Source organism: Paenibacillus sp., assembly GCF_035645195.1.
In the GTDB taxonomy this organism is placed as follows: Bacteria; Bacillota; Bacilli; order Paenibacillales; family YIM-B00363; genus Paenibacillus_AE.
The window spans coordinates 220,785-236,934 of the sequence record NZ_DASQNA010000025.1; the positions used below are offsets into that span (position 1 = coordinate 220,785).

General features: G+C 58.0%; 11 protein-coding genes. All 11 read right to left on the bottom strand.

Annotated elements, in window-relative coordinates:
* Positions 1-89: 89 nt before the first annotated feature.
* Positions 90-842: a response regulator transcription factor gene (locus VE009_RS13595; protein ID WP_325008440.1), complete on the bottom strand. Its 753-nt coding sequence runs from the start codon at positions 840-842 to the stop codon at positions 90-92.
* A complete protein-coding gene (locus VE009_RS13600) occupies positions 839-2,677 on the bottom strand; it encodes a sensor histidine kinase (protein ID WP_325008442.1) in 1,839 nt (612 codons plus the stop codon). The genes VE009_RS13595 and VE009_RS13600 overlap by 4 nt, the downstream gene beginning before the upstream one ends.
* 111 nt (positions 2,678-2,788) lie before the next feature.
* Entirely contained in the window at positions 2,789-3,832 is a 1,044-nt protein-coding gene (locus VE009_RS13605) for a TRAP transporter substrate-binding protein (protein ID WP_325008443.1), read from the bottom strand.
* A 112-nt stretch (positions 3,833-3,944) separates the two neighbouring features.
* Positions 3,945-5,243, bottom strand: coding sequence for a TRAP transporter large permease (locus VE009_RS13610; RefSeq protein WP_325008445.1), 1,299 nt, complete (start codon positions 5,241-5,243; stop codon positions 3,945-3,947).
* Complete coding sequence (locus VE009_RS13615; protein WP_325008447.1) at positions 5,240-5,755, bottom strand: TRAP transporter small permease; 516 nt, start codon at positions 5,753-5,755, stop codon at positions 5,240-5,242. Before VE009_RS13615 ends, VE009_RS13610 begins: the two co-directional genes overlap by 4 nt.
* A 243-nt stretch (positions 5,756-5,998) precedes the next feature.
* A complete protein-coding gene (locus tag VE009_RS13620; RefSeq protein WP_325008449.1) occupies positions 5,999-9,463 on the bottom strand; it encodes a glycoside hydrolase family 3 C-terminal domain-containing protein in 3,465 nt (1,154 codons plus the stop codon).
* A gap of 96 nt (positions 9,464-9,559) precedes the next feature.
* The gene (locus VE009_RS13625) at positions 9,560-10,390 is read right to left on the bottom strand and encodes a carbohydrate ABC transporter permease (protein ID WP_325008450.1); all 831 of its coding nucleotides are present in this window, start codon (positions 10,388-10,390) and stop codon (positions 9,560-9,562) included.
* Positions 10,387-11,253 carry a sugar ABC transporter permease gene (locus VE009_RS13630; protein ID WP_325008452.1) on the bottom strand — a complete coding sequence of 289 codons (867 nt, stop codon included), beginning with the start codon at positions 11,251-11,253 and terminating at the stop codon, positions 10,387-10,389. Before VE009_RS13630 ends, VE009_RS13625 begins: the two co-directional genes overlap by 4 nt.
* 75 nt (positions 11,254-11,328) lie before the next feature.
* Entirely contained in the window at positions 11,329-12,717 is a 1,389-nt protein-coding gene (locus VE009_RS13635) for an ABC transporter substrate-binding protein (RefSeq protein ID WP_325008454.1), read from the bottom strand.
* A 114-nt stretch (positions 12,718-12,831) separates the two neighbouring features.
* Positions 12,832-14,340 carry a response regulator gene (locus VE009_RS13640; RefSeq protein ID WP_325008456.1) on the bottom strand — a complete coding sequence of 503 codons (1,509 nt, stop codon included), beginning with the start codon at positions 14,338-14,340 and terminating at the stop codon, positions 12,832-12,834.
* 15 nt (positions 14,341-14,355) lie between these two features.
* Positions 14,356-16,110 (bottom strand): sensor histidine kinase, encoded by a 1,755-nt coding sequence (locus VE009_RS13645; RefSeq protein WP_325008458.1) that lies wholly within the window; start codon positions 16,108-16,110, stop codon positions 14,356-14,358.
* Positions 16,111-16,150 lie beyond the last annotated feature (40 nt).

Genomic DNA, 16,150 nt, shown 5'->3' on the forward strand with positions numbered 1-16,150 from the left:
TCGTTTCTTGCGAATCCGCAAATTCCCTCCCGTCCCTTTTACACCTTCGCTGCGCTCGCGTCAAGCGGGCGCGCCGCTTTGCGCCAGCATTATTTCCCCGCCAAGCGCTGTTTGCGGTAGTCGCTCGGGGGCAGGTCGAACGTTTTTTTGAACAAATTGGTGAAATACGCCGCGTCCGCGAACCCCAGCCGCTCGGCGATTTCCGTCACGCGCAGCGACGTCATTTCCAACAATCTCGCAGCTTCCTTCATCCGCATCGCGGTCACGTAATCGGTGAAGGTCGTTCCTTTCGTCTGTTTGAACAGCTTGCTGAAATAGCTCGGGTTCAGATGGACCCAGTCCGCCGCTTCGGCCGACGACATGTCGTACAGGCGGTTCGATTCGATGTAATGGATGACTTGATCGACCGGAGATAACTCGTGAACGTTCACGTCCGGTTCTCTCCACGCCCCCGCCGACGCCGACTGTTCTCTTTTATCGATCCACTTCCGCAGGCACGTCTCCAACTCTTCTTGCTCGACCGGCTTTAACAAATAATCGAAGGCATCGTGCCGCATCGCTTGCTGCGCGTAACCGAAATCGTCGTGACCGCTGACGATGACGACGTCGACGTCGGGACGGCTCTGCTTCATCTCTTTCAGAAGCGCCAATCCGTCCATGACCGGCATGCGAATGTCGGTTAACACGAGTTCTGCGTCGTTGGACTTGAACCACTCCGACGCATCTAACCCGTTCGACGCTTCGTATACGATGCCGATCGGCAGATCGATCTTCTCCGCCACTTTGCGGATGGCGGTGCGCACCCATTTCTCATCCTCTACCAGCACGATACGATAGTTCATCCTTCTCCCCCCTGCTCCGCCTCATAAGGCAATATGACGCCCACCTGCGTGCCGATGCCTTCGACGCTGTCGATGCGCAGCCCGCACGGCTTCCCGAATACATGTCGAATACGTCGCTGCACGTTCGTCATTCCGATATGCGCGTCGTCCCCGGCCTCCGCTTCGTCCTCCAATCGACGTTGAAGCCGTTCGAGCGTCTCCGGCGGGATGCCGGGGCCGTTGTCCGAAATCCGGAGCTCGAACCGCCGATCGGGCAGCAGCGCGGCGGAGATCCGGATCAACGTTGTCCCTAAATTGCGCTCCATGGCGTGTACGATACAGTTCTCGATGATCGGCTGAATCGTAAATTTGCAAATTTGCTGCTGCAGCGCCCATGGCGGCACGTCGAACTCGAACGCGAGCCGCTCATCGAAACGATACTGCTGAATGCGCAGGTAGAGCTGCGCGATCTCGACCTCCTGCCGAACGGTGACGTTGGCTCCCGCTTCTTTGACGTTATACCGCAGCAAGCGGGCCAAGGCGGCGGCCATCGAACCGATGTCTTCGACATCGTGCTCGAGCGCCATGCCGCGAATCGTATCGAGGGAATTGTACAGAAAATGCGGGTTGATTTGCGCTTGGAGCATTCGCAGCTCCGTTTCCTTCTGTCTTAGGTGCATCTCCGTCTCCCGCATTTTCGAGAAGTATACTTCCTCGAGCAGCTCGGAAAGCCGGTCCACCATCCGGTTGAAGCCTCGCGCGAGCATTCCGATTTCGTCGGTCGATTCGACGGGGAGCTTTCCCTTGAAATCGCCGTTCTCGACCCTGCCCATGTAGTAGTAAATTTTGCGAATCGGCCTTGCGAGACTGGCGGCGAACGTGAAGCTGAGCACGAGCGCGACGGCCATGAACGCCGCGGTCGTCCCGAAAATCATGCCGCCGATATATTCCCTGCTCCTCATTAGCGTGCCGTACGGAATCGAGGTGACGACCTGCCACTGCAGCGTTTCGCTGCGGCTGAACGTCAGCAGCGTCTTAGCGCCGTCCGCTTCCGTGATGAACGAACCGCTCGCGCGGCTGCCGATGGACCGCACGATGTCCGGATTCGCCATCGTGCCGATGAAGGACGCATTCGGGTGGTACACGAAATACCCTTGTTCGTCTAATATAAACAGAAATCCTTGACCCGCTTCCCCGAGCTTTACTTTGCGGGCGACGTCATGTAAGCGTTTGTAATTCACGTCGATGACAAGCATGCCGAACGCCTGAAGCGTTTGAGGATTGGCGATCCGTTTCACGATCGACACGACGGGCTCCTTCCTTCCGTTCCAGTCGATGATCCGGCTGTACACCTTCGGCCTGCCCGTCACCGGCATCGTGCGGTACCAGTATTCCTCTTCGATGCCGTTCACGCTGGACACCCCGTCTTGAACCGCCGAATGGATCGTTTGGATTCCGTCCAGAATCAACGTAATATTGATCACGTCCGATTGCGAGTAAGCGGAATTTTTCAGCACGTCGCGCACGGCGGGAACGATTTCCGCGTCGTTGACTTCTTCCAGCGTTTTGAGCTTGAGGAAGGCGACGGTATCCGGGTGATTGACGATCTTCAACGTGCTGATTTCGAAATCGCGGAAATAATCCTCGATGTACATCTTGACTTGCTCGATAATTTGCCAGCTGTACTGCCTCGCTTCGGACTCCAACGTCCGGGAGGATTCCCGGTAGGAGATGATGCCGACCATCAGCATCGGAACGACGACGAGCAGCGCGGAGTACGCCGTCAGCTTGGTCATGAGCGGTTTGTCGCGGAGCAGCGCTTTGCGAATGATGTTGGTAAGAAATTGTCGGTTCATGCCCCTCGCACCGTCCTTGCGCTGAATTTGAAGTTACTTCTTCTCCCTCGCCCGCCCGAATCCCTGCTGAAGCAAAGAGAGAGACCCCGTTAGGGCGTCTCTCGTTTCGCTTTATTTCGCTGCTTCGATCGCTTCGAGAATCGTGCCGAATTCGGCGCGGTAGCTGTCGATGACCGGCTTGACCGCGTCCTTCCACGGCGTAAGGTCCTCGACCTCCGTAATCGTGACGCCCGCGGCGCGCACGGCGTCCTCGGATTCCTTCTCGTACTTCGCCCACTCTTCGCGCTGGTATTCGATGGAATCTAGAGCGGCTTGCCGAATGAGAGCTTGATCTTCCGCGGACAACTTATCCCACACCGTCTTGGAAACAAGCAGCACCTCCGGAACCCGCTGGTGACGGTCCAATAACAGATGCGGCGCGACCTCGTAATGCTTGCTGGAGTAATAGCTCGGGTAGTTGTTTTCCGCGGCATCGAGAACGCCGGTCTGGAGCGAGCTGTACACTTCACCGTACGGCATCGGCGTCGCGCTGGCGCCCAGCGCGCTAATGATCGCCAGGTTCAGCTTGTTTTCGATGACGCGAATTTTTTGCCCCTTCAAATCTTCGATGCTCGTGATCGGTTTCGAAGAGTAGAAGCTCCGGGCGCCTGAGCTGTACCACCCAAGGCCTTGCAAGCCGGACGACTGCAGGGTGTCGAGCAGACCCATGCCCTTATCGCTTAACAAGAACTTCCATACGTGTTCGTCGTTGTCGAAAATGTACGGGAGACTGAACACCCCGAAATCTTTGTTAAATTCCGCCATCGGCCCTGTGCTGACGCGCGTAAATTCGATCGCGCCCAGCTGTACCTGCTCGATGACCGCTTTCTCCTCCCCGAGCTGCGCCGACGGGAACACCTCGATCGTGATGCGCCCGTTCGATCTCTCTTTCACGAGCTCGGCGAATTTGACGTCGCCCTTCGTCGTGGGATAATCGGCCGGGTGCGTTTCCGCGAGGCGGAACGAGTAGGTCGGCCCTTCGCTCGCGCCGGAACCGGACGTTCCCGATTGCGCCGTCCCTCCGGATGAGTTCGCTCCTGCGCCGCAGCCGCTGACGAGCAGCGCGGCCAATGCGACGGCGATGACGCTGCCTCTGTTTCTCTTTGTCCAAAACATGTGTGTTACCCCTTTCGTCTGTGAAGTAAAACGCTTTCTTGTTGAGTATATTGAAAGCGTATACAGTGTGCCATGTACAATTTTGGCGTACTTTTGCAAAATTTTTGTTCCGTCACAAGCCGCCGTTAACCAAATTCGGCAGCCACAAAGAAATGGCCGGTACGTACGTAATGAGCAGCAGCACGGCGACCATGACGCAGAAATACGGGATCAACCGCTTGGTAGCCGCTTCGATGCTTACTTTCCCGATGGCGCTTCCGACGAACAGCACCGTTCCGACCGGAGGCGTAATGAGACCGATGCCCAAATTCAGTATGAGCACGATGCCGAAGTGGACCGGGTCCATTCCGAGCGAGGTCACGACCGGGAACAAGATCGGCGTCATGATCAGAATGAGCGGCCCCATATCGAGCGGCGCCCCCAAAACTAAGAGCAGCACGTTAATGATCAGCAAGATGATGATCGGGTTGTCCGAAATCGCCAGCAAACCTTCGGTCAGCATCGCCGGTATTTTCAGGTACGTTAACACCCAAGCGAAGGCGCTGGAGGCCGCTATTAGAAATAATACCATGGCTACGGTCCGGAAGGTTTTCAGAAAAATGACCTTCACGTGCGATAACGGCAGATCGCGGTATACGAAGAACGTAAGAATGAACGCGTAGACGCATGCGATCGCGCCCGACTCCGTCGCCGTAAACCAGCCGGAGAAGATGCCGCCAAGGATGATTACCGCCGTGAACATCGACAGAAATCCGTCCGCGACGATTTTCGGCACGTCCTTCAGTTTTACCGGCTCGCCTTTAGGGTACCCTCTCTTCCGCGCAATGAAGTACGAGGTCGTCATGAGCGAGACGAGCAGGATCAAGCACGGAACGATGCCGGCGAGGAACAGGCTGGAGATGGAAACCCCGCCCGCGGCAAGCGCATACAAAATCATGTTATGGCTCGGCGGCATGACGACGCCCTGGATCGCGGCCGCGGATGTGACCGCCACGGAAAAATCGGCGTCGTACTTTTTCTTTTTCATCATCGGGATCATGACGGAGCCGACGGAAGACGCGTCCGCGGCGGCGGAGCCGCTAATGTTGCCGAACAGCATGCAGGCGACGCAGTTGACCATGGCGAGCCCGCCTCGGATCGCTCCTACGGTCAGCTGCGCCAAATTGATCAAACGGACCGCCAGCTTCCCCTCGCTCATAATTTGGCCCGCCAAAATAAAGAACGGGATCGCAAGCAGCGAATACGAATTTACCCCCTGCACCATGCGCTGCCCGATGACGGCCAGCGGCAAGTCCAACGTAAGCGCGACGAGCAGCGACGACAGCGCTAATACCATCGCGATCGGGAACCGCAGCAGGATCAAGCCCACGAAGCTGACGGCAAGTACGATGATCGGTATCGTGTAGCTCATTCTCCCGCCACCTCATCCAAAGATTTGTGCTGCACCGTGTCGACTCCGAGCAAATGAAGGATGGAGTAGATACACACCATGACCCCCGTGATCGGCATGATGACGTACATGACGCTGCTGGACCAGCCGGTGGCCGTCATCGTGTTGTTCCCCATCAGCACGGTGAATTCCCAGCCGTTCACGACGAGGAACGCGCCGAAGCCGAAGCTGCACAGCGGGATCAACTTATCTAGAAACTTGTTAAAAGGCTTCGGCAGCCGGTTCGCGAACGCATCCATGGCGATATGCAGACGATCCCGAAACCCGATGGCGATGCCCAGGAACGAAAACCAGATCAACAGCAGCAGCGTAATTTCCTCTGACCAAAAAAAGACGAAATGAAACAGTTTCCGGGTAATGACTTGAAGCGTTACGATCAAGGTCATTAACGCCACGGCGCTGACGGCGAACGTCTCGATGGCTCTGTCCGCCGCGACGGCGACCGTTTTAAGCCTCTGAAATAATGCGCCCATGTTGCTGAATTCCCCCATTTCCAATGTCGTTAACCTTTCTGCCCTCCAATTGTAAGTGTTTTCATTTCACTGAAACAGAAGACGATCTTGTCGTTTATTTGTGAAATTTTTGTTTTTGGTTACGATGACGAACGTCCTGCGAGGCAATTTCTTAGCAGGGCGTCTAATGGTTTGTTATTCGGAAAAAGGCAAGTCGCCGCAAAAAAAGACGGGAGCCGCGGCTCCCGTCTCTCTCCCTTTTCGTTATTGCTTGTCGCTCTTCCGCGACGCTCCTTCGAATGCCAAGCTGTCGATGCGCAGGTCCGGCGCGTGGAACACGACGTACAGCGTATGCTGCCCCGCGAGCTTCGCATCCGATAGATCGGCGGCGACGTCCGTATAACCCAACTCTTTTACCGTGACATTCGTATGGTTCACTGTGTACGTTCTCATGCCCGTCGTCGGCACGTCGATGGTCGCGATCGGCGCGCTGTCCGGAGAATCGAGATGAAGCGTGATCTTGCCGCCCGGACCGTCCGTCGCGACGCTGGCCGTAACGGATCGCGAGCCGGCGAACACCGTCTTCGGAATCGCGACCCAAGCGCCGGCCTGCTTGGAACGAACGGCGTAGTAGCCGCCGACGACCTTTTCCGCCTTCAGATTCTCGGCCGTGCGCGCCTTGGACACTTCATGGTACACGACCTCGTCGGAGGCGAACGCATGGTCGAATACGTTGAACGGTTTGTTCGTCGGAAGCGCAGCCAGCGAGTCGCCGGCGATCGCGACGGCTTGCGACGCGCGAATGTCCTGCGACGACGCGCCGACCATGAACGTGTACTCGCCCGTCTCCACCTTGAACTTGCCTGCGTTGACGTCCCAAATCGCGAGAACTTGCGGGTCGACCTCAAGGGTGACCGGCTTCGTTTCGCCGGGCGCGAGGAACACTTTCTCGAAAGCGACCAGCTGCTTTTGCGGCGCGTATGGGCCGTAAGCGGACGCAGGGTTGCTCGCGTAGAGCTGGACGACTTCGGACGTGGCTGCCGCTCCGTCGTTCGTAACGTTGACCGTCGCTTGGAACGGCGCGTCTGCCCGCGCGTTCGCCGGGGCTGCAAAATCGCTGAAGGTGAAGCTGCTGTACGACAGCCCGTATCCGAACGGATAGGTAACCGGGGCCTTCGTATACATGTACGTCAGCTCCGCTTCGACCGGATCGGCGTTCGCCATATCGACGGTGAAACGAGGATCGACCGTGTGACCCAGCACATCCGCGGTGTTGCCTTCCGGAATCGAATACTTGCTAATGGACGGAAGCGCGGATTGATCCGCGTACCAAGTAGATGTCAATCGCCCCGTCGGCGCGTAGTCGCCGTAGAGCACATCCGCGAGCGCGACGGCATCGTACTGCCCGCCGTATGGTTGGTACACGATCGCGGATACGTTCGGGTTGTTCTGGATCGGCTCCATCCCGACCGGGAAGCTGGATCGAACGACGACGATCGTCTTCTTGCCCTGCGCCGCGAAGGCGGCGGATACGGCGTCGACCAGCTCATAATCGGCTTCGCCCATATTCAAGCTGGAACGATCGTTCCCTTCTCCGGCGCTGTGGCGCGGAATGGCGCCGACGAACACGATCGCATAGTCGTCGACCGCCGCGCGCGCCGCGGCTTCTTCGCCCACGTCTTTCACGACCGTCTTCTCGAACTTCACGTTGTCCCCGCGGATGGCGGCGAACGTCGCGTTCGTCAGCGTTCCGGGAGACGTCACGAGCTTCCCGTCGCCGCTCGTCATCGCGAATCTGCCGTTCACATAATACCAGTTCGAAAATTCCCCGGAAAATCCGGTGCGGAAGCCGTTCGTAACGATGGAGACGGTCCCGTCCTGATTCGGTTCGATGCGAAGTCTCGGCGGAATCGTGCTCGTATTGCCGAGCAGCAACTCTTGGCTCCAATCGTTGCTCGTGATGTTGAGCACCGTGCCGTCCGTGTTGCCGATGGCCGCGTTCGCCGCGCCCGGCGACGTGACCCAGCGGCCGTTGAATACGGAGCGCAAGCTCGAGCCTTCCTGTCCCCAATCGTACAATTCGAACAGATGCGCGGCGTTCGACGGGTCGAGCGGCTCCGAAGTCGTGACGAGGCTCGCGCCTTCCGGCGGCGCGCTCGGATCCGCGCTGACCGTCTTTCCGTTCAGCTTGGACGTCAAACCGATGACGGCTGCGCCGGTGTCATAAGACACGTTGCCGCTTCCGATTTCCTTAATGATCGCGAGCAGCGGCGAGATGCCCGAATTCGGAAGCGGCGGCGTGTCCCGCAGCGAAGCCGTCGGCTTGAACCGGGCGTCGGCGTAAATGCCGGAGATCGCCGCCGACTCGTTCTTGCTAAGCGGCAGCGCGCCGTCGTTCTTCAGCAGCACGATGCTTTCCCGCGCGGCCTGCAGCGCGATCTCTTGATGCTCGGGCACGAGATACGTCGACTGCGTCGCCGATACGTCTTTCGCGTACGGCGCGAACGGGTAGTACTTCGGAATGCCGTTCTCGTCGACCTCGTTGAAAATGCCGACGCGCACCATTTGATTGACGTGCGGACGCGCCGCTTCAATCAAATCCTCTTTCGTGATGCCGTACAAGCCCTGTTCGACGGCGTCGACCAGCGCGAGCACGTCGGCGAGACCGTTAGCCGGATTCGGCGAAGGTCTGCCGGCGTTCGCCTTCGCGAGCGCCATCAGAACGGTCGCATGCGTGCGGTCGACGGCGTACTTCGTGTCGTAGCCGTTCCCCTGCGTGTTTTCGCCGAACACATGCGCATCCGCGTTGAAGTCGGGCGAACTGTACGCCCCGTACTTCGCGAAGTTGTTCGCATGCAATTGAATCGGAGACAAAATATTCGGGATGCCGTTCGTCCGGCCGAACGACGTCATGACGCCGGACACCGAGCCGGAGGCGAGCGCCGGCAGCGCCGAGCGCGTCTGGTATTCGAACAGGGCCCTCGCGCCAGCGCTGTTGCTGGCCGAGAAGCGGTACCACTGCGAGTTGTATACGGAGTAATGCTTCGTGCCGACGGCCGCGCGCATCCAGAAGCCGCCGTCGCTTTCCGGCAGGTCGGTTCCGCCGAGGCCGGCCGCCATCCGATCGACCAGCGTGGCGGCCAAGTATGGATCCTCCGCATAGCCTTCGTCGAAACGGCCGCTTAACGGGTTGATCCGCAAATCCGTCTCCACCGTGAAGGCTACCGTCGTAGATGCGTTCGGGCCCCCATGGATGTTCGATTCGCCCTGTTTCACTTTGAGCGTGCTGATTTTTTCGCTCCCGATCACGCGGCCGATGTCGGACAGCAGCTGTTTGTTCCACGTTTGGCCCATGCCGACGAGCGCCGGGAAATCGGTAGAGACCCCCTGCACGTTGTCGGCGGCCGACAGCGCCCCCGGAATGACCTTCCCGGCGTTGGCGCCCCGCTGCAGCGTGTAATGATTGCGCGATCCCGTCGCGTACACCGCGGGTCCCTCAAGCCCCGTGTATGCGAAATAGGCGTCCACGAACGCATCCAAGTGATCGGGGTTCCCGTCGAACAGCGGCATGCCGTCGAATACGCCGCCGACCTGCCGTTGGAAGACGATTTCCTCTTCGCCGCCCTGCACGGCCTCCGCGTACGGCGCCGCCCCGCTTCCGATCAGCGACAGCCCCAGCACAGCCGCAAGACATGTTTTTGCAATCGTTCGAAATCCGGCGTTCCGCAAAATACCTCATCCTTCCCTGGATTGAATATGCTGCTAACTGCCGACGCGCCTGTCCGACTTAGCGACCACCCCCTTTGCGATAAGCGAAGCGTCCCTCTATCCCTTGACCGACCCGGCCGTCATGCCCGCGACGATTTTATTGTTGAAGAAGATGAACAAAATGAGCGGCGGAATCGTAATGAGCAAGATGTTCATAAACAGCAGGTTATACTGCGAGACGAACTGGCTCATGAAGTTGTACAAGGTGAGCTGCACCGTCGCGTTCTTCGAGCCCGGAAAAAAATAGAGCGGGTTGGTGAAGTCGTTGAAGATCGAAACGGACGAGGTGACGATGATCGTCGCGGTGACCGGTTGAAGCAGCGGAAAAATCATACGGAAAAACAACCGGAAGCCGCCGCAGCCGTCCATGATCGCGGCTTCGTCGATTTCCCTCGGAATGCTGGCCATGAAATTGCGGTACAGCAGCACGCCGAACGGAAAACCGAGCGCGACTTCGACCAACACGATCCCCGTCATCGTTTTGAACAGTCCGAGCCCGTTCAGCACCCAGATCGTCGGCACGATCGCCGGCGGGATGATGAGCCCGGCCAGGACAAAAAACGTGATCCACGGCGTGTACCGATCTTTCCTGCGTTGCATGACGAACGCCGCCATCGCGCACACGACGACCATCACGACGATCGACAACACCGTCAGCAAGGTGCTGTTGTAGAACGCGCGCAGCAGCATGAAGTCGCGCGCGCTCACGACTTCCCGAACGTTGTCCCACAAGTAAACGGCGGACGGCCAAGCCATGTTGAGTGCGGACGCCTCTTTGCTGTCTTTGAGCGCATTGACGAACACGAAATAGAGCGGAACCCAGAAAATGACGACGGAGAGCAGCACGGCGACCGTTTCGACGACGATCCTCGGGGCGGCGCGTTTCATAAGTCCACCTCTTTCCGATTCAGATACATCGTAAGCGGGTAAGCCAGCAGCGCGACGAAGAGGAACAAGATGACGTTGCCGGCTGTAGCCAGACCGTAAAATCCGGCTTGGTACTGTTTATAGATGATCGAAGCGATCAAGTCCGTCGTAAAGCCCGGTCCGCCTCTGGTCATCGTCCAGACGAGGTCGAACGAACGCAGGCCGCCGATGAACGCAAGTACGATAACGGCATTCGTGGCCGGACGGCTCAGCGGCACGATAATGTTCCAAAATTTATCCCAAGCGTTGCCGCCGTCGATATGCAGCGCTTCGTAATATTCCTCCGGAATCGACATAATGCCGGCGATGTAGATGACCGTCGCGAATCCGACGCCTTTCCATACGTCGACGAGGGCAACGGACAGCAGCGCGATGCGGGTGTCCCCCAGCCAATCGGGGCCGACGATGCCGAACGCTCCGAGCGCGACGTTGAACAACCCTTGCGACGGGTGCATCATCATGCTGAACGCGATCCCGACGGCGATCGTGCTCACCAGCGTCGGGAAGAAAACGACCGATCGCAAATACGCTCTCGTTTTAATATTGGTCGTGAGGAACACCCCGAGGAGCAAGCCGAGAACGACTTTGAGGGAGCAGGTCACGACCGCGTAGACGAACGTATTTCGAAATCCGATGCTCAGCGAGGCTTCCTGAAAGAACGTTACGAAATTATCCAGTCCGATGAACTCCCAGTCCGCCAGCGTCCATCTCGTCATGCTGAAGAAGAACGACATCACGGTAGGCAGAATGAAGATGACGAGATAAATGAGCGCCGCAGGCAGGATGAAGTAATAGGTATAGGTCTTCTTGACGACCTTGTTCATCGCGTTTCTCTCCTCATGTCCTGTCGTGAATTCGGCCCTGCCAGCATGCGCAGGGCCGAACCGATTCCATGCCGATTACCAGCCTTCCAGACCGAGCTGCTGCGCTTGCTTCTCGACGTCCTTGTCGTAGGCGGCCGCGGCGTCTTCGGCCGAACGGAGACCGGAGCCGACCTCGACCGTGAAATGCTCCAAATTCGGCCCTTTGATCGGAGACAAGAATTCCAGCGCCGGCGCCGTCATGTTGTTCTCGAAATACGGGAGCATGTCGAGAATGACCTGAGGCGTATCTTCCGGCATCTCCGCGCCTTTGACGACGTACGGACCGGACGGCTTCGACACTTGGGACATCGCCGCGATCCCTTCGACGGAGGCGACGAACTCCACGAATTTTTTCGCTTCTTCGATATGCTGGCCGTTCTTGTATATATAGGCGGCTCCAGGCATCCAGACGGTTAACCCGTTCTGATCCGCGCTGTCGCCCGGCTGCGCGAAGAAGCCGATGTTGTCGATCTGCTCCGGGTTGTTTTGCACGAGAGCAGGCACGGCGAACGTAAGCATCGGATAGTGGGCGCCTTGACCTTCGGCGAGCATCTTCAACCCGCCGTCGTAGGTCGTGGCGAGGAAGTCTTTGTTCATGTATCCGACGGTTTCCTCCAGCTTCTGGAAGCTGCGCAGCGCCGCCGGCGTCGTTGCGTATTTCGCCTTATTGGCGGTGTAATCGGCCGCGAAATTCGGAACCTGCGCCTGCACGTTGTAGTAGTCCGCCAGCATGATCAACTGTGACGTCCACGTTTCTTTGTACGATCCGATGATCGGCGTAAGGCCGGCCGCTTTAATTTTGTCGTTGTTCTCCATCAGCTCCGCCCACGTTTTGGGGATGGACAGCCCGAGGTCCGCATATATTTTCTTGTTATAAAACCAGCCGCCGCCCATCGTCGAACCGACCGGCGCGCCGTACACCTTGCCGTTGAACGTGACGGTCGGTTTGAACGAATCGATGACGTTCGCTTGGAACGGTTCGTTCGTCAAGTCGACCATGTTTTGCTCCGGATTCAACGCCTGCATTAAGGAACCGGAGTTGTAGAAGAACACGTCATTCATATCGCCGGTAGCGAGGCGCGTCTTCACGAAGTTATCGCCTTCTGCCCCCTGCGGCCGCGTCTCGTGCTCGACCGTGATGTGCGGGTACTTCGCCTGGAACGCTTCAATCAGAGCCTTCGCGCCGTTCACTGCATCCTGCGTATTGTCCGTCAACAACGAAATCGTAACGGGCTCGGGCGCGGCCTCTTCCTTCGCCGCCGCTTCCGTTGCCGTTTCCGACGTCGTCGCCGCCGCGGCACCTTCGGAAGCGCTTCCATCTTCCTTCGACGCCGGCTCCGCCCCGCCGCTGCAAGCCGCGAGCAAACTGATCAACATCGCGCCGCTGACGAGTAAACTAGCGGCATTCTTTTTCGTACTCCGCATGTGGATCCCCCTCTTCAAGTGTTTGCCTAGGGATTGGGCTCCCTGTAATTCGATTATAAAAAGGGCAGCGCCGCGGCGGCACTGCCTCATTTCATAGATTGACCTGCGGTTTCTTTAGGTCGGAGCGGCGCCCGCTTTTTTCAGGAACGGCTGCTCCTCTTTGTACTGTCCCGGCGTACAGCCCGTGAACTTCTTGAACACCTCGGAGAAATGCCGGTACGAGTGGTATCCGACCTGCTCGCAAACATCGTTGACCTTGACGCCTTTGGACAACAGCTTTTTCGCCAGCTCCATCCGCTCGCGAGTCACATACCGAATATATGTCTCCCCCAAGACTTCCTTAAATAGGACGCTCAAATAAGACGGGTTCATTCCGACATGCTCCGCGACTTCCTCCAGCGACAAGTTTGCGGATATGTGCTCCGCGATGAAGGCGCGCGCTTTCCCTACGGCGCCGTGTTTGCTCGTTTCCCTGCTTTCGAGAGACCAAGCCGCGATCTCCTCCATCTTCTCGCGGAACCATTCCAGCATTTTCCCCTTCGCAAGCATGTCGCGGATTTCGACGTGCGGCACAAATCGCTCGCGGCTCCGCTCCGCCCCGCCCTCCTTCGACACTTCCAGCGCCAAGTAAATCAGCTTTACCATTTCCCGTTCGGCAACCTCCGGATCCACCTTCTCTTCTTGAATCCATGCGATAAACCGATCGACCTCTTCCATCAAGCCGTCATGGTCGCCGACGCGCATCTTCAGCGTGATCGCCTCTTCCCGCTCGCTCAGCCCGTCCGGCGCCGTTAGAATGTCTCCTAATTGCTCGAAGCGAAGCAGGCCCTTCATCTTTAGGAAATACGCGCAGCGCAGCGCCCGTTTCGCTTCTTGGTAACCGACGGCGGCTTGCGACAGATCGAACACAGTGCGTCCGGCCCCGGCGACGAGTTCCGACTGCTCCGTCTCCTCTGCGATCCGATCCCAAAACTCGAATGTCGGCGGAAGCAGGTGAAAGACGACCGTCAGCCGCTCCTCGCCGTTCCGCAGCGCGACCGTCCGATATTCCGGCTGCTCCGGCAGCGCGAACGCATCGGAACAGGCGAGGATCGTCGCGCAGGCGATGTGATCGGCCTCCGGACCGAAATAGTCCCGCCACTTCCGTACGGCGTCTTCGCCGAGCAGCAGCAGATCCAACGTCGCTTTCTCGAGAAGCTCCCGCTTGCTGTCCTCCCACTTTTCTTTCAAGACGGCGGTTTCGTGCTGGGTCCGAATTTTGTCGAGCGACTTGCGGATCGCCTGCTCGATCGTTTGTACGGAAATCGGCTTCTGCAAATAATCCGCGACCCCCAATTGGATCGCGCGCTTCACGTATTCGAATTCGTTGAACCCGCTGAACACGATGCAGTACGTTTCCGGCGCTTCCTTCAAAATGGCTTCGACCAGCTGCAGGCCGTCCATGCCGGGCATCCGAATATCCGTCAGCACGATGTCCGGCCGTTCGCGGCGGAACAGCGCCAGCGCCGCGACGCCCTCCGCTGCGGTGCCCGCGAATTCGATCCCGAAGCCGCGCCAGTCGATCATCGATTGAAGGCCTTCCAACACAAGGTACTCGTCGTCGAACGCAACCGCTTTCAACATGTGTCGTTCCCTCCCTTATCGTTCCGGCTTCAGCCGCAAGGCGACCCTCGTTCCTTCTCCGGGGCGGCTCGAGATGTCGAGCGTGCCGAACTCCCCGTAATACAGCGCTAACCGCTCCTTGACGTTGCGCAGCCCGTAGCCTTGCTCCGTCTTCGCGACATCGTCGATCCCGACCCCGTCGTCTTCCACCGTAAAGACGATGCATTCGCCGTCCCGCCTGCCCGAAACGCGAATCGTGCCCGGTCCGGCCCTCGGCTCTAAGCCGTGGTAAATCGCGTTCTCGACCAGCGGCTGCAGCAGCAGCTTCAAGATGCCGACGCCCATGATCGATTCGTCGACGTCCTGAATGTAGGCGAACCGGTTGTTGTACCGGATGTTTTGGATCGTCAAATAATGCTCGATATGCTTTAACTCTTTGAAAATGGGAATCGTTTCTTGCCCTTTGTTCAAGCTTAATTGGAAGCTCTCGGACAACGACAGCGCCATTTGCGCGATATCTTTCGGGTCTTTGTTTAACGTCGCCATCCAGTAGATCGAGTCCAGCGTGTTGTAAAGAAAATGCGGCTTAATTTGAGCCTGCAGCGCCCGCAATTCCGCTTCGCGCTCTTTCAGTGCGGATTTCAGCAGTTTCTCGTTCAGCTCGACGTTTTCCGCGGCCATCCGTTTGAACGTTTCGCCGATCGCGCCGACCTCGTCCTGCTCGAACGTCTCCGCGAACTCCCGGGTGCCTTTGGTCCATTCGAGCATCATTTTCTTCAGCTGCAGCAGCGGCCGGGTGATGCTGCTCGAGATAAGGAACGAAAACAAGATCGCGACGAACGCGATCGAAGAAGCGATGAGCGAAGTGAACGTTCCGATTTGGTTCGAAGGCTGCAACAGCTCTTTGATTTCGATCAAGTGCAGAAACATCCACTGCGTCGTCTCGTTACGGTACCGGCTGATCAAAAAACCTTCCCGCTTCAACCGTTCTTCGATCGAAGCCAGCGTGCTTTCCCCTTGCAAGCCCGGCGGCAGCGGTTGGGCCGAATAGACGACCTGGGCGCGCTCCCCCGAGCCGTCGATCGCGAGGAACTCTCCGCCATACGGATTCGTTTTCGCGAAAATCGTGCCGAACACCGTCTTCGATACGTTGACGATGACCATGCCGATCGGTTCTCCGTTCAAGCTGGACGGGTCTCGGTACAGCTTCACCGCGGAGAACGACTTGTCGGAGTCGCCGAGCACGTTATAGCTGAAAAACACGGTCCGGCCGCGCGCTTCCGAAGCCGTCGCATACCATGGTTCCCTCGGAATCGCGGTGCGTCGGTCCCCGCTCTCGTATATGCCGGTATCGTCGGAGCGGCCGATGCAGTACGGATCCAGCTCCAGGTTCAACAGACAGACCGACTCGACGAACCTCGAATCGAGGAAATTGTTGTTGATCAACCGTTGTATTTGGCTGTGCATTCGCATCCGGATCGCGATTTGCTCCTGTTCGGTGCGGCCCGTACTGTTCACGAGATCGCTCCGGATCGGTTCATCCATGACGATCGCCCGGCTGAGATGAATCATGTTCCGAAACAGCAGATCCGCCACCTCGCTCGACGTGCGAAGATGGTCTTCGTTTTTCTGCGTATTCGTTTCCATCAGCGTATTTTTGGCGACGTTGTAGGACACGTACCCGAGAACGAACAATGGGGGCACGGTCAGGAAAATCATCGCGGTCAAAAAACGGGTGCGGATCCGGCGAAAGCGGGAAAAGACAAACCATTTGTACCTTCGATGGTCCATGGGGATCGCCTCCGATTCGCTCGTTGCAACGTGAAAACGG

Bases quoted from the DNA above. Each gene is read 5' to 3' on its own strand.
- VE009_RS13630 (WP_325008452.1), bottom strand. From the start codon at position 11,253: ATGAACAAGGTCGTCAAGAAGACCTATACCTATTACTTCATCCTGCCT.
- VE009_RS13625 (WP_325008450.1), bottom strand. From the start codon at position 10,390: ATGAAACGCGCCGCCCCGAGGATCGTCGTCGAAACGGTCGCCGTGCTG.
- VE009_RS13635 (WP_325008454.1), bottom strand. From the start codon at position 12,717: ATGCGGAGTACGAAAAAGAATGCCGCTAGTTTACTCGTCAGCGGCGCG.
- VE009_RS13610 (WP_325008445.1), bottom strand. From the start codon at position 5,243: ATGAGCTACACGATACCGATCATCGTACTTGCCGTCAGCTTCGTGGGC.
- VE009_RS13640 (WP_325008456.1), bottom strand. From the start codon at position 14,340: ATGTTGAAAGCGGTTGCGTTCGACGACGAGTACCTTGTGTTGGAAGGC.
- VE009_RS13595 (WP_325008440.1), bottom strand. From the start codon at position 842: ATGAACTATCGTATCGTGCTGGTAGAGGATGAGAAATGGGTGCGCACC.
- VE009_RS13645 (WP_325008458.1), bottom strand. From the start codon at position 16,110: ATGGACCATCGAAGGTACAAATGGTTTGTCTTTTCCCGCTTTCGCCGG.
- VE009_RS13615 (WP_325008447.1), bottom strand. From the start codon at position 5,755: ATGGGCGCATTATTTCAGAGGCTTAAAACGGTCGCCGTCGCGGCGGAC.
- VE009_RS13600 (WP_325008442.1), bottom strand. From the start codon at position 2,677: ATGAACCGACAATTTCTTACCAACATCATTCGCAAAGCGCTGCTCCGC.
- VE009_RS13605 (WP_325008443.1), bottom strand. From the start codon at position 3,832: ATGTTTTGGACAAAGAGAAACAGAGGCAGCGTCATCGCCGTCGCATTG.